General features: G+C 69.5%; 17 protein-coding genes and 1 pseudogene. 5 read left to right on the top strand and 13 right to left on the bottom strand.

Features of this window, described 5'->3' with window-relative positions:
• Positions 1-26: 26 nt before the first annotated feature.
• Positions 27-4,136: a molybdopterin-dependent oxidoreductase gene (locus tag ACFWBQ_RS21415; RefSeq protein ID WP_385491231.1), complete on the bottom strand. Its 4,110-nt coding sequence runs from the start codon at positions 4,134-4,136 to the stop codon at positions 27-29.
• 248 nt (positions 4,137-4,384) lie between these two features.
• Between ACFWBQ_RS21415 and ACFWBQ_RS21410 the strand changes: the two genes are divergently transcribed.
• The gene (locus tag ACFWBQ_RS21410; RefSeq protein WP_385491228.1) at positions 4,385-4,858 is read left to right on the top strand and encodes a nuclear transport factor 2 family protein; all 474 of its coding nucleotides are present in this window, start codon (positions 4,385-4,387) and stop codon (positions 4,856-4,858) included.
• A 104-nt stretch (positions 4,859-4,962) separates the two neighbouring features.
• The gene (gene lnt / locus ACFWBQ_RS21405; RefSeq protein ID WP_385491226.1) at positions 4,963-6,609 is read left to right on the top strand and encodes an apolipoprotein N-acyltransferase; all 1,647 of its coding nucleotides are present in this window, start codon (positions 4,963-4,965) and stop codon (positions 6,607-6,609) included.
• Here lnt and ACFWBQ_RS21400 read toward each other — a convergent pair.
• The gene (locus ACFWBQ_RS21400) at positions 6,533-7,438 is read right to left on the bottom strand and encodes a Gfo/Idh/MocA family protein (protein ID WP_385491223.1); all 906 of its coding nucleotides are present in this window, start codon (positions 7,436-7,438) and stop codon (positions 6,533-6,535) included. The two genes, lnt and ACFWBQ_RS21400, sit on opposite strands and share 77 nt — an antisense overlap.
• A 31-nt stretch (positions 7,439-7,469) precedes the next feature.
• Positions 7,470-8,681: an FAD-dependent monooxygenase gene (locus tag ACFWBQ_RS21395; protein ID WP_385491220.1), complete on the bottom strand. Its 1,212-nt coding sequence runs from the start codon at positions 8,679-8,681 to the stop codon at positions 7,470-7,472.
• Positions 8,682-8,762: 81 nt separating this feature from the next.
• Between ACFWBQ_RS21395 and ACFWBQ_RS21390 the strand changes: the two genes are divergently transcribed.
• Both ACFWBQ_RS21390 and ACFWBQ_RS21385 read left to right on the top strand, forming a co-directional pair.
• Positions 8,763-9,377, top strand: a complete 615-nt coding sequence (locus tag ACFWBQ_RS21390) for a TetR/AcrR family transcriptional regulator (RefSeq protein WP_385491218.1) — start codon at positions 8,763-8,765, stop codon at positions 9,375-9,377.
• Positions 9,378-9,418: 41 nt separating this feature from the next.
• Positions 9,419-9,931 carry a DinB family protein gene (locus ACFWBQ_RS21385; RefSeq protein WP_385491215.1) on the top strand — a complete coding sequence of 171 codons (513 nt, stop codon included), beginning with the start codon at positions 9,419-9,421 and terminating at the stop codon, positions 9,929-9,931.
• 650 nt (positions 9,932-10,581) lie between these two features.
• Here ACFWBQ_RS21385 and ACFWBQ_RS21380 read toward each other — a convergent pair.
• From ACFWBQ_RS21380 to ACFWBQ_RS21335, 10 genes and pseudogenes are all read right to left on the bottom strand, one after another.
• The gene (locus ACFWBQ_RS21380) at positions 10,582-11,067 is read right to left on the bottom strand and encodes a hypothetical protein (RefSeq protein ID WP_385491212.1); all 486 of its coding nucleotides are present in this window, start codon (positions 11,065-11,067) and stop codon (positions 10,582-10,584) included.
• Between the two features lie 109 nt (positions 11,068-11,176).
• Positions 11,177-11,860: a uracil-DNA glycosylase gene (locus tag ACFWBQ_RS21375; RefSeq protein ID WP_385491209.1), complete on the bottom strand. Its 684-nt coding sequence runs from the start codon at positions 11,858-11,860 to the stop codon at positions 11,177-11,179.
• Positions 11,861-11,937: 77 nt separating this feature from the next.
• Positions 11,938-13,515 carry an ABC transporter substrate-binding protein gene (locus tag ACFWBQ_RS21370; protein WP_385491206.1) on the bottom strand — a complete coding sequence of 526 codons (1,578 nt, stop codon included), beginning with the start codon at positions 13,513-13,515 and terminating at the stop codon, positions 11,938-11,940.
• Between the two features lie 118 nt (positions 13,516-13,633).
• Positions 13,634-14,389, bottom strand: a complete 756-nt coding sequence (locus ACFWBQ_RS21365) for an SDR family oxidoreductase (protein ID WP_385491203.1) — start codon at positions 14,387-14,389, stop codon at positions 13,634-13,636.
• A 22-nt stretch (positions 14,390-14,411) separates the two neighbouring features.
• Entirely contained in the window at positions 14,412-15,173 is a 762-nt protein-coding gene (gene fabG / locus ACFWBQ_RS21360; RefSeq protein WP_329213274.1) for a 3-oxoacyl-ACP reductase FabG, read from the bottom strand.
• A gap of 202 nt (positions 15,174-15,375) precedes the next feature.
• On the bottom strand, positions 15,376-15,759 hold the full coding sequence (locus tag ACFWBQ_RS21355; protein ID WP_385491200.1) for a DUF3037 domain-containing protein: 384 nt from the start codon (positions 15,757-15,759) through the stop codon (positions 15,376-15,378).
• Complete coding sequence (locus ACFWBQ_RS21350; protein WP_385491197.1) at positions 15,756-16,640, bottom strand: HipA family kinase; 885 nt, start codon at positions 16,638-16,640, stop codon at positions 15,756-15,758. The genes ACFWBQ_RS21355 and ACFWBQ_RS21350 overlap by 4 nt, the downstream gene beginning before the upstream one ends.
• Before the next feature lie 430 nt (positions 16,641-17,070).
• Positions 17,071-17,901 carry a glycoside hydrolase domain-containing protein gene (locus tag ACFWBQ_RS21345; protein WP_385491584.1) on the bottom strand — a complete coding sequence of 277 codons (831 nt, stop codon included), beginning with the start codon at positions 17,899-17,901 and terminating at the stop codon, positions 17,071-17,073.
• Positions 17,902-18,540: 639 nt separating this feature from the next.
• Entirely contained in the window at positions 18,541-19,296 is a 756-nt protein-coding gene (locus ACFWBQ_RS21340; protein WP_385491195.1) for a DUF4118 domain-containing protein, read from the bottom strand.
• A 143-nt stretch (positions 19,297-19,439) separates the two neighbouring features.
• Positions 19,440-19,787: pseudogene (locus ACFWBQ_RS21335) on the bottom strand (amino acid permease); the annotation flags it as partial.
• A gap of 223 nt (positions 19,788-20,010) precedes the next feature.
• Here ACFWBQ_RS21335 and ACFWBQ_RS21330 point away from each other — a divergent pair.
• Entirely contained in the window at positions 20,011-21,966 is a 1,956-nt protein-coding gene (locus ACFWBQ_RS21330; RefSeq protein ID WP_385491193.1) for an amino acid transporter, read from the top strand.
• The last annotated feature ends 328 nt before the right edge of the window (positions 21,967-22,294 follow it).

The raw sequence follows: 22,294 nt of genomic DNA, 5'->3' as shown, positions 1-22,294 counted from the left end.
CGCGCGGGCGTTCACCCGCAAGCCGCTCAGTACACGTCGCGCACATACCGCTTGTCGGCGGCGAGCTGCTTGACGTACGCGGCGGCAGCGTCCTCCTCCAGCCCGCCGTGGGCCATGGCGATGTCCCGCAGGGCCCGGTCCACGTCCTTCGCCATGCGGGAGGCGTCGCCGCAGACGTAGAAGTGGGCGCCCTCCTGGAGCCAGGCCCACAGATGGGCGCCGTGCTCGCGCATCCGGTCCTGGACGTAGACCTTGACCCGCTGGTCGCGGGAGAAGGCGGTGTCCAACCGGGTCAGTGTGCCCTCGCTGCGCAGGCGGTCGAGTTCGTCCTGGTAGTAGAAGTCCGTGGCCCGGCGCTGTTCGCCGAAGAACAGCCAGTTGGCAGCCCGGTGTCCGAGGGCGCGGCGTTCGTCGAGGAAGCCGATGAACGGGGCGACTCCGGTTCCGGGGCCGACCATCACCATGGGGGTGGCGGGGTCGGCCGGAGGCCGGAAGTGCGGGGCGCGCTGGACGAAGACCGGTACGGGGCTGCCTGCTTCCGCATCGGCGAGGAAGGTGGAGGCCAGACCCTTGCGGGGACGTCCGTGCCGGTTCTCGTAGCGGATGACGGACACGGTGACCTGGACCATACCGGGGTCGGTCAGCGGGCTGGAGGATATGGAGTACAGCCTCGGCCGAAGGCGTGTGAGGGCGCCGGTCCACTCGGCCGCCGTGGCACGGGCGGAGTGTTCGGCGATGACGTCGACGGCCTGCCGGCCCCAGGTCCACTGGGCGAGTTCACCCTTGTTGTCCGGGCGCAGCAGCTTCTTGAGGGTGCGGTCGTGGGTGCGGTCGGCAACCAGACGCAGGAGGTCCGGGGTGATCCCGGCGATGTCCAGATGGCGGTGGAGTGCCTCACCGAGCGGTACGGAACCGAGGCCGGGGACGTCGACGGGGGCCGAGGCGTCCAGGCCGGTGACGGCGAGCCATTCCGCCACGAGGTCGGGGCAGTTGACCGGAACGACGCCGAGCGCGTCACCTGCCTCGTACACCAGGGGTACGGCGCTGTCCCGGGTGTCGAACGTGAACTGGCGTACCTCCTTGGCCGCACCGGGCAGGCTGAGCAGCCGGTTGCCCGTGAGACGGGCGAGCGCGGGCGCCGCCTTGGAGGGGCGAAGGACGGCGGGAGCGGCCGCCACGGGCTCCGCCGGAGCGCCCAGGGCGGTGAACACCTCGTCGATCCACTGGCCGGCCGGCTCCTCGTAGTCCGGCTCGCAGTCGGTACGCGGGACGAGCCGCACGGCGCCCAGCTCGTGGAACCGCTCGTCGAGCCGCCGGCCGTGGCCGCAGAAGTCGTCGTACGAGGAGTCCCCGAGGGCGAGTACGGCGTAGCGCACGCCGTCGAGGCGGGGCGTGTCGGGGGCGTTGAGGGACTCCCAGAACCCTGAGCCGTTGTCGGGCGCGTCACCGTCACCGAAGGTGCTGGTGACGACCAGTAGATCGGCCTGGCCCGGCAGGTTCTCCAGCGGGCTGTCGTCCATCCCGAGGAGCGTCGTCGCCCGTCCCCCGGCGGTGAGCCGCTGCGCGGCGGCCGCGGCGACCTCTTCGGCGTTCCCGGTCTGCGAGGCCCACAGGACCACCACGTGGCGGGCCTGTTCCGAAGCCTGCTTCCTCGGCGCGGGGGCGGCGGGCACGCGGCTCCCGGGAGCGTCGCCCGGTGCGCGGGAGAACATCCCGGCCAGCACTCCGTTGACCCACAGGGCGTGCTCAGGTTCGAACGGAGCATGCTCGGGCAGGACGGGGGTGCCCACGGTCTGCGTGCCGAGTCCCGCGAGGAATCCGGACAGGTAGCGGCGCTCGTGGTCGGTCAGCGCGGGTGGCGCGGCGTCGGCGATCCCGAACACACCGGCGAGTGCTGCGGTGACCGGGGCGGCAGTCTCCGGCACGGGGGCGGGCAGAACAGCGGCGACCTTCGCGAGCGTCACCGCGCAGACCTTGAATTCCGGCTGGAACGAGACCGGGTCGACGGCATCGCTGGTCACCGCGTTGACGCTGAGGTACTCGCCGAACAGGTCGTTCCAGTGGAAGGGCGCGAAACAGTTGCCGGGCCGCACCCGGTCGGTCACGACGGCCGGCAGAACAGCCCGGCCGCGCCGCGAGGCGACCTCGATCGAATCGCCCTCGCCGATACCGAGTTCCTGCGCGTCCTGCGGGTTGATCTCCACGAAGGGGCCGGGGTTCAGCCTGTTGAGCTTGGCGACCTTCCCGGTCTTCGTCAGGGTGTGCCACTGGTGCTGCAGGCGCCCGGTGTTGAGCACGTACGGGAAGTCGTCGTCGGGCATCTCGGCCGCGGGTATGTGCGGGCGGGCGAAGAACACCGCCCGGCGACTCGCGGTCGGAAAGGCCAGGCGGGGCACGGTCCCGTCGGGGCGTACGGTCAGAGTCTGGCTGACCCCGTCGTTCACGTAGCGCACCGGATTGCGGTCGGGGCCGTCCTCGGTGGCGCTGGGCCACTGGACGGGGGTCTCGCGCAGACGCTCGTACGTCACCCCGCGCAGGTCGTATCCCGTCCTCGGGTTGTGGGCCTGCTTGATCTCTTCGAAGATCTCCTCGGCGCTGCTGTACCCGAAGGCGTCCTCGTACCCCATCTCGCAGGCGATCCGCGCGATGATCCGCCAGTCCGGCCAGGCCTCCCCGGGCGGATCGGCGGCCCGCCGGCTCAGCGTGAGGTTCCGTTCCGAGTTGATCATGACGCCTTCGGCCTCCGCCCACATCGCTGCGGGCAGGGCGACATCGGCGTACGCGTTGGTCTCGGTCTCGGCGAACACGTCCTGGGTGACGACGAATTCCGCTGCTTCGAGCCCCTCGATCACCGTTCTGCGGTTGGCCACGGATGCCACGGGGTTGGTGCAGATGATCCAGCAGGCCTTGATATCCCCGTCCGCCATCCGCCGGAACATCTCGACGGTTCCGGCGCCCGCCGCATCCGTGCGCAGCGTCCCCGGCCCGACGCCCCACAGCTCCTCGGCGAAGGCGCGATCCTCGTCGGCCGGCATGCTGCGCTGGCCGGGCAGGCCGGGCCCCATGTAACCCATCTCGCGGCCCCCCATGGCGTTGGGCTGGCCGGTGAGGGAGAAGGGGCCGCTGCCGGGGCGGCAGATGGCGCCGGTCGCCAGGTGCAGATTGATCAGGGCGTTGGTGTTCCAGGTGCCGTGCGTGCTCTGGTTGAGGCCCATGGTCCAGCAGCTCATCCACTCGCCTGACTCGCCGATCCAGTCGGCGGCACGCCGGATGTCCGCCTCCGGGAGGCCGGTGATCTCCGCGACCGTCGCCGGCGGGTAGTCCCGGAGGAAGCCGGGCATCGCCTCCCAGCCCTCGGTGTGCTCGGCGATGAACTCCGGGTCGGTGTGGCCGTTCTCGACAAGGAGGTACATCAGTCCGTTGAGCAGCGCCAGGTCCGTGCCGGGGCGGATCTGGAGGAACAGGTCGGCCTTGTCGGCGGTGGCGTTGCGCCGGGGGTCGACCACGATGAGCTTTGCCCCCGCCTTCACCCGGTCCATGAGGCGGAGGAACAGAATGGGGTGGCAGTCGGCCATGTTGGCGCCGATCACGAAGAACGTGTCGGCGTGCTCGAAGTCCTGGTACGAACCGGGGGGTCCGTCGGCTCCCAGCGACAGCTTGTAGCCGCTGCCCGCACTCGCCATGCAGAGCCGGGAGTTGGACTCGATCCACTTCGTGCGGACGAAGCCCTTGGCCAGCTTGTTGGCCAGGTACTGCGCCTCCAGCGTCATCTGCCCGGACACGTAGAGGGCGAGTGCGTCGGGTCCGTGCTCGTCCAGCACCGCGCGCAGCCGCCGTGCGGTCTCCTTGACGGCGGCCTCCATGGCCAGCGGTTCCGGTTCCTCGCTGCGGTCCGCCCGGACCAGCGCGGTCGTCAGCCGGCCCTGGGCGGCGAGCATGTCCGCACTCGTCGCGCCCTTGGTGCAGAGCCGGCCGCCGTTCGCAGGGTGTGCCTTGTCACCCGAGGCCTTGAGGACGGTGCGCCGCCCGTCGGCGCCCATGGCGAGGTCGAGGACGATCCCGCAGCCGACACCGCAGTAGGAACAGACTGTCCGCACCTGGGTGAGGGTGTCCGGCTGCGGATTCGGCGCGGTCATGTACGGCCTCTCATGGGGGATGCTGCTTCCGCAACGGTACGAAACGTCCGTTTCCCGTGTGTCACGCCGGACGATCAAGCACGGTTACGTCCCCTGCACAATCGGCTGCGCGGGCCGGTGAGGCCCCGTCCCGTACGCGCACATGACCCGTGCACAGGGCTGCGGGGTCGTCCGTGGCCGGGCCACGGTCCGGCCACGGCTCGTGCCGGCACCTTGGCCTGCCGCTCCCACTGTCAGAGACTTGGGCGATGACACAGCGCGTGGCTCTGGCGACGGTGATGGACCGGCTCTCCATCGATGCAGTGATCACTGACTATGCGGTGGCGGTGGACGACGGCACCTGGGACGACTACAGCGCGTTGTTCACCGAGGACGGCCGCGCCGACTACCGCGGGGCGGGAGGGATCGAGGGCACGGCCGCAGAGATCGCGCAGTGGCTCACCCGGACCCTGCGCGCCTTCCCCGTCCGCCAGCATCTGATCGTCAACCGGCGGCTCGATCTCCAGGATCTGGGCGGCTACCCCGGTGACCAGGCACGGGTGCGGGCGGACTATCTGAATCCGATGGGGCCGGAAGCCGGGGAACAGGGGACGGCACCGGCCTTCGTCTCCGGCGGCAGGTATGCCTTCGACCTGCTGCGTACCGAGCCGGGCTGGCGGATCCGTACCGTCGAGGCCCACGAGAAGTGGAGGTGCGCCCCCGGCGCCGTCGCCACCGGCTGATCCCCGGGCCCGCGGCGCCGTGTCGGGCGGCATGCCCACTGTGCGCTGCCGATCTTCTGCCCCACACTGGGATCACGTGGGCGGACCGGCAGGGAGGACACGGCATGCCGTTGTGGGGCGGGCGGGTTACGGCAGACCGGGATACGGGTGGTCCGGCCGGCACCGGGTCCCGGCCCGGCGTGCGTCTGCTGCGCTCACCCCGGTGGCGCGCCGCCGCGGCCCTGCTCGCGGGCGCCCTGCCTGCCCTGGCTTTTCCCGCGCCGTCGCTCTGGTGGTTCGCCTATGTCGCGCTGGTGCCCTGGCTGCTGCTGATCCGGTCGGCGGACACCGGGCGGCGTGCGGCCGTCGACGGATGGCTCGGCGGCATGGGTTTCATGCTCGCCGTGCATCACTGGCTTGTTCCGAGCCTGCACGTGTTCATCGTGGTTCTCGCGGCGCTGCTCGGCCTGTTGTGGGCCCCTTGGGGCCTGCTGGTGGCCAGGCTCCTCGGCGGATCACCGTCCGCCCTCCGCTCGATCGCGGCTGTCGCCGTGGTGCCTTCCGGCTGGCTGATGATCGAGCTCGTCCGCTCCTGGGAGGGGCTCGGCGGCCCCTGGGGGCTGCTCGGCGCCAGCCAGTGGGAGTTCGCGCCCGCTCTGCGGACCGCGTCGGTGGGCGGCGTGTGGCTGGTCAGTCTGCTCGTCCTGGCGGTGAACACGGCGGTCGCTCTGGTGCTCGGCGTTCCTGCGGCCCGTGCTGCTGCCGCCGCCTCTCTGGTGGCGTGCACGCTGTTCGTGGGTGCGCTATGGGTAGGGGCACCGCGGCCGGAGAGCACGGGAACGGCACGGATCGCCGTCGTGCAGCCGGGTGTCGTCGACGGCCCCGGCAGCATCGAGCGCCGGTTCGCGCGCAGCGAGGAGCTGACCCGTGGTCTCGCCGGCCGGGATGTCGACCTGGTGGTGTGGGGCGAGAGCAGTGTCGGTGTCGATCTTTCGCGCAGCCCGGCGACGGCGGCCCGGATCGCCGCGCTCTCGCGGCTGGTCGGGGCCGACGTGCTGGTGAACATGGATGCCAGGCGGACGGACGGCCCGGACCGCGCCGGGATCTTCAAGTCCGCGGTGCTGGTGGGTCCGGACGGGCCGACCGGGGACCGCTACGACAAGATGCGTCTGGTGCCGTTCGGTGAGTACGTTCCGGCCCGTGCGGTGCTGGGCTGGGCGACCTCGGTGGGCAAGGCCGCCGGTGAGGACCGGCTGCGCGGCAGCCGTCCGGTGGTGATGCGTCTGCCGGGCGAGGACGGGCTGCGGCTCGGACCACTGGTGTGCTTCGAGTCGGCGTTTCCCGACATGAGCAGACGGCTGGCCAAGGACGGCGCACAGGTGCTGATCGCCCAGTCGTCCACCTCGACGTTCCAGCACAGCTGGGCACCGGCGCAGCATGCGTCGCTCGGGGCGTTGCGCGCGGCCGAGAGCGGACGTCCGATGGTGCACGCCACCCTGACGGGCGTCAGCGCCGTGTACGGCCCGCAGGGCGACAGGGTGGGAGCGTGGCTCGGTACGGACGAGAGTGAGGCCGCCGTGTTCGACGTACCGCTCGCCCGGGGAACAACGCTCTATGCGCGCCTCGGTGCGTGGCCGGTGTACGGCGCGCTGGCGGTGCTGGCCGCCTTCTTCGCCGTACCCGGGGCGCGGTCCCTCAGGACGCCTGCTCCAACGCGTCGCGGACCACTCGCTCGCACAGACGGTGAGTCTCCAGAGCGTCCCGGGCGCTGAGCACCTTTCCGGCCCTGACCGCGTCCAGGAAGGACAGCACGCTCTGCTCGATGCCGCGCTGGCGTGCGACCGGTACCCAGTCACCGCGCCGCCGGACGGTGGGCTGGCCCTTGTGGTCGACGACATCGGCGAGGTTGAGGACCTGGCGCTTGGAGTCCTGCCCCGAGACTTCGAGGATCTCCTCGGTCGAGCCGTTGAGCCGGTTCATCATGCCGATGGCGGTGAAGCCGTCTCCCGACAGCTGGAGCACCACATGGTGCATGAGACCGTCGATGATCCGCGCCCGCACGACGGTGCCGGTGACCGGGCCGGGCACCAGGAAGCGCAGGGTGTCGACGACATGGATGAAGTCGTCCAGCACCATGCTGCGCGGGTCCTCGGGCAGCCCCACCCGGTTCTTCTGCAGCAGAATCACCTCGCGCGGGTGTTCGATGCACTGCGCGTAGGACGGGGCGAGTCTGCGATTGAACCCGACGGCGAGGCTCACGCCCCGGTCCTCGGCCAGGGCCACCAGCCGCTCGGAGTCGGCGAGTTCATGGGCGAGCGGCTTGTCGACGTAGGTGGGCACACCCGCTTCGAGCAGCCGCCCGGTGATCTCCGGGTGCACGGAGGTCGGCGCGTGCACGAAGGCGGCGTCCAGTCCCTGGGCCAGGAGCGAGTCGAGGTCCGCGTGGCGCTGCCGCGCGGGGATCCGATGGGCCTCCGCAACGGCTGCCAGGGTGGCCGGCGTACGGGTCTGCAGGTGCAGCTCGACCCCGGGCAGTGTCGTCAGAACCGGCAGATACGCCTTCTGCGCGATGTCGCCGAGCCCGATGCAGCCGACCTTCACCAATGTCTCCCTGTCGTCCTCGCACGCCGTGTCACGGCCGCGTCATATGCCCGTCCTTGGTTCCGGCAGCATACGTGCGCTGCGGCGGCCGCCAGTCGGCGATCCCGTCGAACGTCCGCAGGACGAGACCCGGACCGAGGCGGGAGACGGTGGACATCAGCCCGTTCCGGAATGCGACGGCCGGCCCGCTGGTCAGCTGCATCAGCCGCGAGATCTGGGCGGCCTTGCGGACGATCGCCGTCGTACGGGGCAGCCTGGCCGCACTGTAGGCGGCCGCCTGCTCCCCCACATCGCCGTCCGGCGCGACGTGGTGGGCGAGCACGATGGCGTCCTCGATGGCCTGGTTGCCGCCCTGGCCCAGCGTGGGTGCCATGGCGTGCGCGGCGTCACCCACGAGCACCGTGCGCCCCCGGTGGAAGGAGGGCAGCGGTTCGGTCAGCTGATACACGTCGTGCCGCAGGACCTCATCGGGTGCAACGGCGTCGATGATCCCGGGAACCGGGGCGTGCCAGTCGCCGAACCTGCGCAGCAGTTCCGCCCGCTCGTCGTCGGGCGCCACCGCCCCGGCCGGGGCGGTGGCCGCAGCGTAGGCGTAGATCCGGCCGTCCTTCAGCGGATGACTGCCCCACAGAGCGCCGCGGCCCCAGGTCTCCTGCGAGCCGATCGGGCTGGCGAGTGCGGGGGCGATGACGCGCCAGGTGGTGAATCCGCCGTAGGAGGGCCCCGGGTGATGCGGGAAGAGCGTGGAGCGTACGGCCGAGCCGATGCCGTCGGCCCCGATCACAAGGTCGGCCTCGATGTCCCCGGAGGGGGTTCTCACGACGGCCCGGCGTCCCCCCGGGCTGCCCACGCCGACGAGCTGTGCCGGAGTGCCGGTGTGCAGGGCGGTGTCGGGAATCCCGGCACGGAGCAGATCGATCAGGACGGAACGGTGCAGCAGGACCAGGGGGCCGCCGAACCGCTCCGCCGCGGCCGCGCTGTTCGTACGGGCGAGCCAGCGGCCGGCCGGGGTACGCATCCCGCCGTCGCCCTGCCAGGCCGCGAGGGACCTGATCGTGTCGCCGAGCCCGAGGACGTCCAGGGCTCGCTGGGCGTTGGGAGAGAGGCTGATGCCTGCGCCGACCGGCTCCACCGAGGGCGCACGCTCCAGGACGGTGACATGCCAGCCGCGCCGGTGCAGCGCCGTGGCGGCGGTGAGTCCGCCGATTCCGCTGCCGATGATCACCGCATGGGGTGCCGTCATGACCGAGCCCTCCTCGAAACTACACCTGTAGTTGCTACATCCACCGTACTACAGCCGTAGTGACGGCGGTAGATTGGCCTCATGCCCACACGCACCACCATGACGCCCGGCGCCTCCCGCGCCGGCCTGATCGCCGACACCGCGCTCACGCTGCTCGCAGAGCGCGGAATGCGGGGTCTCACCCATCGCGCGGTGGACGAGCGGGCCGGACTCCCCCAGGGGTCGACGTCGAACCACGCACGAACCCGGCAGGCGCTGCTGGAAGCTGCCGTGCGCCGGCTCGCGGAACGTGAGGCGCAGGTGCTCGCACCCGGGGAGCTTCCGGCGGACGGCGCCCCCGGCCCGGTCGCCGCCGGGCTGGCACGCGCGCTGCACCGCTATCTGACCGGCCATCCGGAGCTTCTGGTCTGCCGCTACGAGCTGGCCCTGGAGGCCACCAGACGCCCCGAGCTGCGGACGTTCTACGATGCCGCGGGCCGGCAGTTCCGCGAGCCTCTGGTCGCCCTGATGACCGCAGCGGGATCCGCCGAACCGGAGCGCCACGCGCTGTCGCTCGTGGCCTGGTCGGAAGGGATGATGTTCGCGTGCGCCGCGGGCTCGTACCACCGCTCCGTTCCGACCGAGGACGAACTGCGTACCGGCTGCGCCGAGCTGCTGCGCGGAATGCTCGGGGTACAGGCCGCCCAGAACCTCTGATTGCCGGCCCGGCTCATGATCATTGAGCGAGGATGACCGGCATGACGACAGACGAACGGACCGAACCCGCCTTCGACGCCGCCGAGCGCCCGATGCTCGAGGGGTGGCTGGACTACCACCGCGAGACGCTGGCCGTGAAATGCGCGGGCCTCACCGACACCCAGTTGCGGGAGGCATCCGTGCCTCCTTCGGAGTTCACACTGCTCGGACTCGTGCGGCATCTGGCGGAGGTCGAGCGCGGCTGGTTCCGCGAGGTGCTGGTCGGTGAGGACGTACCGCCGATCTACGGCACGGACGAGGACCCTGACGGGGAGTTCCATCTCACCGAGGCGGACACCTGGGAGGAGGCACAGGCGACCTGGCGCGCGGAGATCGAGGTGGCACGGGTGAACGCGGCGAAGTTCGAGCTCGACGGACTGTCGGTCGGCCTGAGCCGCCGGGGCATGCCCTTCACCCTCCGCTGGATCTACACGCACATGATCGAGGAGTACGCCCGGCACAACGGTCATGCGGACCTCGTCCGGGAACGGATCGACGGCGCGACCGGGGAGTGACGCTCCGGGCCCTCCACACGGCCCCTTGACGCTCCCGCTCCCGCACCCGGTTCCGGGGCACACCGCCGACCGCGTCACTCGTGCGGGCCAATCCTTGCTCACCGGCTGTCACCGGGCGGAACGACCGAGCAGAGTTGGCCGGGTGCATCGAATCAGAATCACAGCAACGCTGCTGGTGGGGATTGCTGTCACAGCTGCCTCCGGCTGCGTGTCGGTGGAGCCCTCGAAGAGAACCGTCGCGCCGCGTTCCGGGTCCGGCAGACCCGTCCAGGACGTGGCACCGCAGATTGTTCAGCCGCCTGTCCGGGACTCCCTCGAGGCCCTGCCGGATCCCGTGGCATCCGTACGGGCCGTGCCGTCGGGAGCTCCTTCCTCCGCCCGGAGAACCACGCCACGAGCCCCGCGGCAGTACGAACCGGCCGACACCCCGGGAGGGCGGACACCTCGCCAGGTGCCCGCCGTTCCGCCCGTAGTGCTCCCTGCTGTGCCGGGCTCCCCCATCACCGCAAGCGACGTGTGCGCGCTCGGGCGTGGGTACGGGCGATGGCCGGCGGGCAGCCCGGAGTCCCAGATCTGCCACGAGACATACGGCCGCTGAGCCCGGGAGGGCCCCGTACGCAGTGGGCCCGCCGGACACCGGCGGGCCCCCATCACTCCCCCGCGGCGCTGCCCCGCATCCTCTGCTCAAGCCGCCCGATGGCGGCACGGACGCCCCCGCCGTACCCATCGTCCCCGAGCACACCGGCGGCGTCCCACGCCCGGTCCAGATGGATCCGGGCAGCCTCGGGGCGCTGCAGCTTCAGATAGTCCGCCGCGAGATTGAGGTGCAGGGAGGGAAAGAAGGCCCGCACCGCGGATGCATCCCGGTGTTCCGCGATCCGCTCGCCGGTCAGGCCCTCCGCAGCTGTCAGCGCCCGGAGGTCCCATGCAAGCTCATCGCCGGGATCGTCCTGGGTGTCGGCCATGTAGTGCGCGAGGGTGCAGCGGTGGAGGGCTTCGCCCTCCTCGCCGATCTCCGACCAGATGACGCCGAAGCGATTGCGGGCCTCTTCCCTGTCCCCTCCGTGCAGCAGCATGATCGCCTGGCCGATCCTGGTCATGACGGCGTCCTTCGACGCTTCCTGCTGCTCCGCCACCGCGGTCTCCCTGATAGCCCGTCCAGCCCGTTCCGGTCGGTCGAACGCTAGCCGCAGCCGCCGGCAAACCCGCTCAGGCGCGGACCGGAACTGCCGGCCGGGTCACCCCTCACCCCAGGTCCGGGATGCGCCAGTCGATGGCCTCGTGACCCTGGGCGGCGATCGCCTCGTTGATCTGGGTGAACGGGCGGGAGCCGAACCACTTCTTCGCGGAGAGCGGCGAGGGGTGCGCGCCCTTCACCACCACGTGGCGCTCCTGGTCGATCAGCGGGATCTTCTTCTGCGCGTAGTTGCCCCAGAGCACGAACACCGCAGGGTCGGGCCGCTCGGCGACGGCGCGGATCACCGCGTCCGTGACCTTCTCCCAGCCCTTGGACTTGTGCGAATTCGCCTCGCCGCCACGCACCGTCAGCACCGCGTTGAGCAGAAGGACGCCCTGCTCGGCCCACGGCATCAGATATCCGTTGTCCGGGACCGGCAGGCCGAGCTCGTCGTTCATCTCCTTGTAGATGTTGCGGAGCGAAGGGGGCGTCCTGACGCCGGGCCGCACCGAGAAGCACAGTCCATGCCCCTGCCCCTCGCCGTGGTACGGATCCTGGCCGAGGATGAGCACCTTGACCCGGTCGTACGGGGTGGCGTCCAGCGCAGCGAAGACCTGCTCGCGCGGCGGATACACCGGCCCCTTGGCCCGCTCCTCCTCGACGAATTCGGTGAGCTCCTTGAAGTAGGGCTTCTGCAGCTCTTCGTCGAGGACGCCGCGCCAGGATTCGGGCAGCAGGTCGGTGTCGGTCACGTCCACAACCTCCGGTAAACAATCGGTTCTTGACCACAGAACCTACCGGGGGCCACTGACAACGGACGCCCGGAGCCCTACCAGCTGGCCTTGCGGTACAGCTCCCACATCTGCATGACCGTCTGCGGGTCCAGGGCGCGCTCGCCGCCTCCGATGTCCTCGCCGGCCGCCACGTACAGCTTGCCCTGCCACAGCGGCAGCAGCCGGACGTCCTCGACGAGGATCTCCTGAGCCCTCTTGAACTGTGTGGAAACGGCACCGCGGTCGCTCTCCTGGCGGGAGGACGCCAACTGCTGAGCGATCTCCTCGGTCAGGTAGGGCGTCCCGGTGACGCTGTCCTTACCCACGAAGGGGGCGATGAAGTTGTCCGGGTCCGGGAAGTCGGGGAACCAGCCACGGCCGAAGACCGGGTACTCGCCCTTGGTGAAGCCCTCCTGGAAGATCTTCCACGGCGCACTCTTCAGAGTGATCTTGAACAGGCCGGACTCCTCGAGCTGACGCTTGAGCTCGGCGAACTCGGGGGCGGTGGAGGAGCCGTAGCGGTCCGTGGTGAACCAGAACGTCATCTCGACCGGCTCATCGATCCCCGCTTCGGCGAGAATCGCCTTCGCCTTGGCCGTGTTCGAGTCGCCGAAAGCGTCGAAGAAGCTCGTGGTGTGGCCGGCGATGCCCTTGGGGACCATGGAGTACAACGGCTCCGCGGTGCCCTGGTAGACCTTGGCGACCAGGGCGTCACGGTTCACCAGCTGCGCGATCGCCCGCCGGACCGCGGGCTTTCCGGCGGCCGGGTCCCGAGGGTTGAAGACCAGGAAGCGGATGTCGGCACCGACGGTCTCGATGATCTGCAGACCGTTGTTGTCCTTCTTGTTGTCCTCGAGGCCGATGACCTCCTCGGCCGTCAGACCGCGGTAGGTGGCGTCGATCTCCTTCTTCTTCAGGGCATCCACCATGGGGGCGGAGTCCTTGAAGTAACGGATGGTGACGGCGGTGTTCTTGCGGTTGGCGAAACCCTTGTAGTTGGGGTTCTTGGTCAGCTCCGCCTTGTTCCCCGGCTCGTACGACTCCAGGATGTACGGCCCGGAGCCGGTGACCTTCCCGTCGTCACGGATCTTGTCCGCGGGGTAGTCACCGGGTGCGACGAGCGACATCGCCGGAGTCGCCAGGATGAACGGGAAGGTCGCGTCCGCCTTGCTGAGGTGGAAGACAACCGTGTCCTCCCCCTTGGTCTCCACGCGGTCGAGCGAGCCGAGCAGGCCGGCCGGGCCTCCCTTGACCTTGATCTTCACGATCCGGTCGATGGAGTACTTGACGGCCTCCGCGTCGATCGCCTCCCCGTTGGAGAACTTCAGGCCCTTACGGAGCTTGCACCGGTAGGCCATGCTCGTGGAGTCGGTGAATTGGCAGTCCTCCGCCGCGTCGGGCTCGGGGCTCATCGTGCCGGTAGGAAAGCTCACCAGGGTCTGGAAGACGTTCCTCATCAGCTCCCAGGAGCCGTCCCAGGCCGCTGCCGGATCGAGTGTCGAGGGCGAGCTCGTCGTCCCGACTGCTATCTGCTGGTCAGTTTCCGAGCTGCTGTCGGACAGCAGACCGCAGCCGGCCAGCAGAGAAAGAGATGCAAGGGCTGCAGCGGCCTGCAGACTGGCCCGGTAGAACACGTGAACGCTCCTCGATCAGCCATGGGTCGGCAGACCATACCGCAGCGCCCCACCGGGTCAATCCGCTGGCCCGGCGGGGCGCTTGACTCATTCAGGGCCAAACCGGCTCAGGCCGTACTCAGGCCACGCCAGCATTCAGGAAAATACCTCCGTCGACCACGAGCGTCTGCCCGGTGATCCAGTCGGACTGCGCGGAGGTGAGGAAGGCGGCCGCGCCACCGATGTCCTCCGGAACTCCGAGCCTGCCGAGCGGGTAGGCGGCGGCGGCCTCCGCCTCCCGGCCCTCGTAGAGCGCCTCGGCGAACTTTGTCTTCACCACGGCCGGAGCGATCGCGTTGACCCGGACGACCGGCGCGAACTCGTGCGCCAGCTGGAGGGTCAGGTTGACCATGGCCGCCTTGCTCATCCCGTAGGCACCGATGAAGGGCGACGCGGAGACACCGGCGACCGAGGCGATGTTCACGATCGCCCCGCCGTTCTCCTTCTGCCAGGCCTTCCAGGTCTGCTGGGCGAAGCCGAGCGCCGAGATCACATTGGTTTCGTATACCTTGCGGGCGACGTTGAGGTCGAGCTCGGCCATCGGGCCGAAGACCGGATTCGTACCTGCATTGTTGATCAGGTAGTCGACCCGGCCGAAGGCCTCCATGGCGCGCTCGACGGCTGCCGCCTGATGGGCCTCGTCGTGCGCCTTGCCGGCGATACCGATCGCCCGGTCGGCCCCGAGCTTCTCGACGGCCTCCTTGAGGGCGTCCTCGCCACGTCCCGTGATGACGACCCGGTCGCCCCGGGCGACGAGCGCCTCGGCGACGCCGTAGCCGATGCCACGGCTCGCACCCGTGATGAGTGCGACCTTGCCACTGTCCTGCACAGTCATGATGTCCGTTGCCCTTCCGGGGTCAGTTGAGCGGTCCGCCGGCGACGTACATGACCTGCCCGGACACGAAGCCCGCGTCGTCCCCCGTGAAGAAGGCGATGGCGTTGGCGATGTCCTCGGGCCACCCCACGCGCTGCACGGGGATCTGGGTGGCTGCCGCGGCCTGGAACTCCTCGAAGCCCATGCCGACGCGGGCCGCCGTCTGGGCGGTCATCTCCGTGACGATGAAGCCGGGGGCGACGGCGTTGGCGGTGACGCCGAACTTGCCGAGCTCCTTGGCGAGGGTCTTCGTGAAGCCCTGCAGACCGGCCTTGACGGCAGAGTAGTTGGCCTGCCCCCGGTTACCGAGAGCCGAGGAGGAGGACAGCGAGACGATACGGCCGAACTTGGCCCCCACCATGTGCGACTGGACGGCCTTCGCCATCAGGAACGCGCCCTTGAGGTGCACGTTCATGACGAGGTCCCAGTCGGCCTCGCTCATCTTGAAGAGCAGGTTGTCGCGGAGTACACCCGCGTTGTTCACGAGGATCGTCGGGGCGCCGAGCTCGGCGGCGACACGCGCGACGGCGGCTTCCACCTGGGCGCTGTCCGACACATCACAGCCGACGGCGAGGGCGGTGCCCCCCGCGGCGGTGATCTTCTCGACCGTGTCCTTGCAGGCCGCCTCGTCGAGGTCGAGTACGGCGACGGCGCGGCCCTCGGCCGCCAGGCGTACGGCTGTGGCGGCGCCAATGCCCCGCGCCGCTCCCGTCACGATGGCGACGCGCTGCTCGGTGGTGGACATGCTTGGTTCTCCTCGCCCTTGGATCGCGGCTCAGCGGACGTCAGGAAGTTCCCGATAACTGAGCAACCGCTTAGTACCTTCAGCAGACGAGACGCTAGAAGCCCTGGCACCCGGTGTCAACGGCCCACGGGGGCAGGGGCGCATGTCACACCGGACGGCGCCGCCGCCGGACCCGTCACGGGCGGCGCCACCGGCCTTCGACTCAGCGCACCAGCAGGTCGAGCAGCCGCTCGACCTCGGCTTCCGGGTCCGTGGTGAGACCGCTGTGCACGGCGCCCGGCTGGACCACCGTGGAGCGCGGCGCGATCAGCCAGCGAAAGCGCCGCCCCGCGTCATCACCGGCAGCCTGGCCCGCCGCGTCACCACCGCAGCAGACCCCCTCGACCGCGCGCAGAGCAGCCTGTACGCCCACCACATCGGCATGCGGATCCAGGGCCTTCAGCTTGCGCAGGTCCAGATGCGTGCGCGCGGCGACGAAGGACTTGGCCCGGCAGTACACCAGCACGCCCGCGTTGAAGCACTCACCGCGTTCGACCCGCGGAACAACGCGCAGTACCGCGTACTCGAAAACACTGCGCTCGCTCATCGGCCGCCGTCCTTGCTGCTCTGTCCGGCGTCCGCCTGCTCCGCGCGGTCCTTCCGGGTGGGATGCGGCCACGGCGTGAGGCGCTCGGCGAGCCAGCCGGGAGCCTGCGAGGCCCGCGTCCGTGTGGGCGCCTCCATCGTGATCCGCTCGTGGACGCTGCCGGCGCGCGCCAGCAACGGCGCCGCATACGCCCGGCGCAGCTGATCCGTCGTGTCGAAACCGGGTTCGCCCGCCAGCCACTCCTCGGGCACATCGGCGATCACCTCGGTCAGCAGTTCCTCGGTGACGAGCGGGGCAAGCTCGGCAGCGGCGGCTGCGATGTCCGGCCCGAACCGGGCGAGGACGTGGTCGGAGGCGTTGTACGGCTTGGCTGCCGACGCCTGCGCCCCCGGCCAGTTGTGGTGCCAGATCATCGTGGCCCCGTGGTCGATCAGCCAGAGATCGCCGTGCCAGACCAGCGTGTTGGGGTTCCGCCACGACCGGTCCACATTGTTGATCAGCGCGTCGAACCAGACGACCCGGCCGGCCTCCACCGGGTCCACCTCATAGGCGAGCGGATCGAAACCGAGGGAGCCGGGCAGGTAGTCCATGCCCAGGTTCAGCCCGCCGCTCGCCTTGAGCAGCTCCTGCACCTCTTGATCCGGCTCCGCGAGCCCGATGACGGGATCGAGCTGGATGGTCACCAGCTCGGGCACCCGCAGCCCCAGCCGTCTGCCGAGCTCCCCACAGATGATCTCCGCAACGAGGGTCTTGCGCCCCTGCCCTGCGCCGGTGAACTTCATGACGTACGTGCCGAGGTCGTCGGCCTCGACGATCCCGGGGAGTGATCCACCCTCCCGCAGGGGCGTGACATAGCGGGTCGCAGTGACTTCTGTCAGCATTTCCCCAGGCTATACGGCCCGGCTCCCTGGAGATCCACGGACCGGGGTCAGGGCCGAATAGCCTGAGGAATCACCCCGATCAGCCCTGGGGAGAATCTGGGGAATTTTGGGCGGCGGACCGCTCCCCGAGGAAGCCGTCGATCACAGCCCGGCACCGATTCCCTGCTCCGGCATGAAGTGTGCGTAGTAACCATGCGTGATCGACGGCCCCCACCGCTGGGCCAGGGTGACGACGGACTCGCCTGCCTCCAACATGACCGAGGCGCAGGTGTGCCGCAGTACGTGGCACGGATCACCGATGCCACCCTGTGCCACGGCAGGGCCGGCCTGCTGACCCTCGCCCGCGCCGTCGCCGCGGACAGCCCCGTCCCCGTGTCAGGAGGAGGAACTCTCTCGCCGGCAGCCTCCCGCCCGCCACGGGTGAGGTGACTCAGCCGACGATCGCGACTGGCGCGTCCCATGCGTTGCGGTCCACGGTGATGGTGTAACCGCCCCGCTTTTCCTTGCTGTTGACCATGTACTGGTGGGCGCGACTGTGGTTGGTGAACTGAGTGGGCTTCCACGGCCAGTCCGTGGTAGTCGTGTTCTTCTTGTCCCACAGCGCGTACCAGAGGTTGCCTGGCAGGTCAGTTTTGTTCGTAGCGGTGGCGATGGCCTTGGCGCTTGAGCTACTGAAGCCGTACAGACCGCCGCGGTAGGTGGCGTTGCGCAGCGTTCTGGTAAATGACCGCACGTAGGTCAGGACGGCGTCGTTACACGCCTTGTCGGCGATGTCGTACGGTTCCATGTCCAGATAGATCGGGCTGCCGGCTTTCATCCCGAGCGCCGATGCCTTGGCCACTGCGTCCTTGGCATTGCTCGCTCCGACAGAGGCGGCCGTGGAGGAGGTGAACTTTTCCTGGTTCGCACTCTTCTGGCACGGCGGCTGGGCGCCGACGTAGAGCGGTATGAGTTTCCAGCCGCTGGAGCTGACCGATCTTACCCAGGATGCGGTGAGATTGGGCTGGGCACAGCCGCGATTCCTGCCTCCGATGTAGACCGCGGCGCCGCCGTAGAAGCCTGTGTTCTTCCATGCTTTCATCGCCGCGAGCGAGGGGGCTGTGCATGCATCGAACGCACGCCCGGTATAGGTCTTCTGTGCAGGCCAGGCGGTATCCGCCATCGACGTCTGTGCTGCGATTCCGGCACCCGCGACGACGGCAGCAGCCGCCGTCGCCCAAGCAACGTAGCGGCCCTTCCTGGACAGCCGATGACTGGACAAACCCACCCCATTCGTAGTTCGGCACGCGGCCGAATCCTGACGCGCCCACGGAGACCGGATTGCCACCCTGTACGGGCTTCGCCGCACAGGTACAGCAGCACCTGCGCACACAGCGGCGCGGCGCATCCCCGCCGGAAGCATGAGGCGCGGCGCATCGCACAATAGCCGACGTCGGCGTCGTGACTGAGGCCACCGCAGGGACTTCGCGTAGCCGCGAAGCTCCCGACAATATCCACCTTTTCGTAGTCGCCGACGGCCCGTAGCCCAGGCCCGTTCGCTGCCGACGTGGGAGACCGCGGGTGTCGCAGAGCGACACGCCAGTACCGCGCATCAGCCCACCAAGCCATGGAGGAGGGCGGGTGGGTGACCGTCCGGAGCCTGTGGAGCCAAGGGCTGTACGCACCGACCGGCTCGCCGCCGTCCGCTGGACGGACGGGATCGAACAGCGCCTCGTACTGACCGGCACGGACGCGGCCGGAACCAGATCGGCGTACGCATCCTCCTCGCCGATTCCACCCCTCTGGCTGCTTCTGGAAGCCGGCGCACGGACCTCCCGCAAGAACGGCATGCTCAGAGAAGGTGCCCGGGACCTCGACCGTCTCGCCCGCCGCGTCGAACGGGACACGGCTCACTCGGTCTTCACGATCTCGGGCCTGCACCGACCCCGGCGTCGTCCAGCGCGGCGGCCGCCTGAGCCGCCAGGTCGGCGGCGACCAACCGCGCCTCCAGCGTCGGCGGTACGGAGCCGGATTCGGGTGTCAGCAGGAAGCGGCCCTGGTACCGCCCGTGGACGATGGCGCGCAATTCGATCTCGCCGTCCGGCCAGCCCTGTCGCTCCAGATCCCAGATCCAGTCGGCCACCTTCACCGTCCCGTCCGGGTCCAGTCGCGGCGGACGCCCGATGAGCGTGCCGTACTCGAAACGGCACGCCCGCAGTTCCAGCACCTCGATCAGTTCGCGCCGCACCCGTTGGACGACATCGTCGGAAGACGCACTGGAGCGGGCCAGACGGGTCGTGCCGTGCAGCCGCTCCAGATGCGTGGCGTCCGTGACCGACACCCACTTCAGCGTCCGGGCACGCGCGGCCAGCTGCGACACGATCAGGCCGACGACCAGGAGCAGGACGGCGGTCTCGATGTCGGCCCGGTCCTGGATGTGGAAGCTCCGGTACGGCTCGGTGTGAAAGAAGTCGAACCATGCGGCGGCCGACAGGGCGGCGAGCGCACCGGCAGTCCGGTTGCCGAACGCAGACACGGCCACGACCACGACGACGAGCAGCAGCGCGAGGTTGGTGTGCGTGACGGAAGTCCGCAGCGGCATCAGCACGAGAGCCGCGGCAAACGGTGCCAGGGCTCCGGCGGCGACGGCAGCCGTGTCCCGAAGCGGAAGCCTCATGATCCACCTCGCAGGATCCATCCCCCCACCGCTGACACGTCCAGCCTCCGCCCGGTGCGACGTGGATGACACCGGGCAAAGGGGTCTTTGACGGATCCCTGACGGTCGGCAGCGGAAGCGGAGCCGGCACACGACGGCGTGGTCTTCGGGGCCCACCTGGGTCCGCGCTCGCGTCGCCGGTGCAGGACCATGCCGGTCGGGGCGATGGTGAAGCCGACGAAGACGCCGGTCGCGAAGAGCGGGACGAGAGTGTTGGTGCCGCCGCCGGAGAAGACCGGAAGCGCGGCGGATACCGGCGCGAGCCAGACGACGCCGTGGCGGTGGACCTGGCGGTCGGCCTTGAGGCCGAAGACGTGGGGCACGTAGTTGTCGCGGGCCGGCAGCTTCAGCAGGACGGGCAGGCCACCGAAGGACGTGTTCGCGGACAGTGCGAGCAGCACCATGGTGGCCAGCAGGATGACGTCGAACCCAAAGTTGTGGCCGCGCCGGGCTCGTCCGCGAAGTACCGGCTGGTGAGCACGGCGGCGGCGTCCCGGGTTCCCGGATCGTCGACAACTTCGGTCGGCGGGCGATATGGATGAGCCCGACCGGTGCATCTTGACGCTCTTCTGACGCGCCCGCCCTGATCGGTCGTTGACACGTTGCTTACGCTGGCCCGGCCGTCCGCACGATGGACGGAACCCCCTCATCCAGCAGCAGCTCAGGAGTACCCCCATGGCATCCACGAAGGACGCGCACGCCGGACGATTGCGCGCGTGGATGCTCGAGGGCCTCTCCGACATGGGGAAGGGCAAGCCCTCCCGGCCCGTGGAGTCAGCCCCGGCGTCCGGTCATCAGGGGCAACGCTGGTGGCGGGTGATGTGCCTGACCGGTGTCGACTACTTCTCCACCCTTGGCTACCAGCCCGGCATCGCCGCCCTGGCAGCCGGGCTCCTCTCGCCCGTCGCGACGATCGTCCTCGTGATCGTCACCCTGGCCGGCGCACTTCCCGTGTACCGGCGGGTGGCCGAGGAGAGCCCGCACGGTGAGGGCTCGATCGCGATGCTCTCGCGGCTGCTGTCGTTCTGGAAGGGCAAGCTCTTCGTCCTCACCCTCCTCGGTTTCGCCGCCACCGACTTCCTCATCACCATCACGCTGTCGGCGGCCGACGCCTCCACCCACCTGGTGGAGAACCCGCACCTCGAGGAAGCCCTCCACAACAAGCAGGTGCTGATCACCCTCGTGCTGATCGCGCTGCTCGGCGCGGTGTTCCTCAAGGGCTTCCTGGAGGCCATCGGCGTCGCGGTCGTCCTCGTCGGGATCTACCTCGCCCTGAACGCGGTCGTCGTGGTCAACGGTCTGTGGCACGTGGTCACCGAGGGCCACGTCGTCACCGACTGGAGCACGGCCCTGACCGCCGAACACGGCAACGTCTTCGCCATGGTCGGTGTCGCCCTGCTCGTCTTCCCCAAACTCGCCCTCGGCCTCTCCGGCTTCGAGACCGGCGTCGCCGTCATGCCGCACGTCAAGGGCGACCCCGGTGACACCGAGGAGAAGCCCACCGGCCGCATCCGGGACACCAAGAAGCTCCTGACGACCGCCGCGCTGATCATGAGCGTCTTCCTGATCACCACCAGCTTCATCACCACCGTCCTCATCCCCCACGAGAAGTTCGAGTCCGGCGGCGACGCCAACGGCCGCGCACTCGCCTACCTCGCGCACGAGTACCTCGGCAACACTTTCGGCACCGTCTATGACGTATCGACCATCGCGATCCTGTGGTTCGCCGGGGCTTCGGCCATGGCCGGACTGCTCAACCTGATGCCCCGTTACCTTCCCCGCTACGGCATGGCCCCGCACTGGGCCCGCGCCGTGCGCCCCATGGTCATCGTCTTTACTCTGGTCGCGTTCCTGGTGACCTGGCTCTTCGACGCCGACGTCGATGCCCAGGGCGGCGCGTACGCCACGGGCGTCCTGGTGCTGATCTGTTCTGCCGCCATCGCGGTGACGATCGCAGCCCGCAAGGCCGGCCAGCGCGGCTGGACGATCGGCTTCGCCGTCATCTCGGCCGTCTTCCTCTACACCACCGTCCTCAACGTCATCGAGCGCCCCGACGGCGTGAAGATCGGTGCCTGCTTCATCACCGGCATCATGCTCATCTCCCTGCTCTCCCGTCTCGGCCGCGCCTTCGAACTGCGCGTCACCCACGTAGAGCTGGACCAGACGGCCGAACGGCTCGTCCGCGACATCTCGCACCGCACGGCCCGGTTCGTCGCCAACGAGCCCGATCACCGCGACATCGCCGAGTACCGCGACAAGATCGACCAGATCCGCGCCGACAACGACATCCCCACCACCGAGGACTTCGTCTTCGTCGAGGTCACGGTCACCGACCCCTCCGAGTTCGAGGCCGAGCTGACCGTGCGCGGAGAGGTCCTGCACGACCGCTACCGCGTTCTGACGGTGGAGAGCTCCTCCATCCCCAACGCGCTGGCCGCCCTCCTCCTCCACTCCCGCGACCTCACCGGCATCCGCCCCCACATCTACTTCGAGTGGACCGAGGGCAACCCCTTCGCCAACTTCCTCCGCTTCTTCCTCCTCGGCCAGGGCGAAGTCGCCCCCGTCACCCGCGAAATCCTCCGCGAAGCGGAACCGGACCGCACCCGCCGCCCCCGCGTCCACGTCGGCTGAGGGTCCCCGGGACGAAGAGGCTCGACTGCGCATGCTCGTCCGCGGTCCGGCATCGCCAGCTTCTGGCCGACCTGGAGGAAGCACAGCAGCGGCGCCTGCCGTGGGAAGCCGCGAAGCTGCAGGCGAAAGCCGATTACGCAGGGGCATGCTGTGTCCAGCACCTCGAAGCGCAACACGGAGCATGACGGCGCGCCGTGGGCCTGACCGAGTCTGACCGATCGCCACCTCTGACGCGTCAGCGCCCTCATCCAGAGAGCCGAGCGGTCACACCGAGCCGGCCGACCGCCTTCACGTCACGGACCCCGTGGATGGTTCGCGATCTTCGTGA

The organism is Streptomyces sp. NPDC060035, from assembly GCF_042736635.1.
GTDB lineage: Bacteria > Actinomycetota > Actinomycetes > Streptomycetales > Streptomycetaceae > Streptomyces.
This window is presented reverse-complemented; position numbering and strand designations above follow the sequence as displayed.

What these genes read in the sequence shown, in the direction of transcription:
- ACFWBQ_RS21330 (WP_385491193.1), top strand. Translation starts at nt 20,011, where the DNA reads ATGGCATCCACGAAGGACGCGCACGCCGGACGATTGCGCGCGTGGATG.
- fabG (WP_329213274.1), bottom strand. Translation starts at nt 15,173, where the DNA reads ATGTCCACCACCGAGCAGCGCGTCGCCATCGTGACGGGAGCGGCGCGG.
- ACFWBQ_RS21385 (WP_385491215.1), top strand. Translation starts at nt 9,419, where the DNA reads ATGACGACAGACGAACGGACCGAACCCGCCTTCGACGCCGCCGAGCGC.
- ACFWBQ_RS21410 (WP_385491228.1), top strand. Translation starts at nt 4,385, where the DNA reads ATGACACAGCGCGTGGCTCTGGCGACGGTGATGGACCGGCTCTCCATC.
- ACFWBQ_RS21350 (WP_385491197.1), bottom strand. Translation starts at nt 16,640, where the DNA reads ATGCTGACAGAAGTCACTGCGACCCGCTATGTCACGCCCCTGCGGGAG.
- lnt (WP_385491226.1), top strand. Translation starts at nt 4,963, where the DNA reads ATGCCGTTGTGGGGCGGGCGGGTTACGGCAGACCGGGATACGGGTGGT.
- ACFWBQ_RS21390 (WP_385491218.1), top strand. Translation starts at nt 8,763, where the DNA reads ATGCCCACACGCACCACCATGACGCCCGGCGCCTCCCGCGCCGGCCTG.
- ACFWBQ_RS21355 (WP_385491200.1), bottom strand. Translation starts at nt 15,759, where the DNA reads ATGAGCGAGCGCAGTGTTTTCGAGTACGCGGTACTGCGCGTTGTTCCG.
- ACFWBQ_RS21340 (WP_385491195.1), bottom strand. Translation starts at nt 19,296, where the DNA reads ATGAGGCTTCCGCTTCGGGACACGGCTGCCGTCGCCGCCGGAGCCCTG.
- ACFWBQ_RS21365 (WP_385491203.1), bottom strand. Translation starts at nt 14,389, where the DNA reads ATGACTGTGCAGGACAGTGGCAAGGTCGCACTCATCACGGGTGCGAGC.
- ACFWBQ_RS21415 (WP_385491231.1), bottom strand. Translation starts at nt 4,136, where the DNA reads ATGACCGCGCCGAATCCGCAGCCGGACACCCTCACCCAGGTGCGGACA.
- ACFWBQ_RS21395 (WP_385491220.1), bottom strand. Translation starts at nt 8,681, where the DNA reads ATGACGGCACCCCATGCGGTGATCATCGGCAGCGGAATCGGCGGACTC.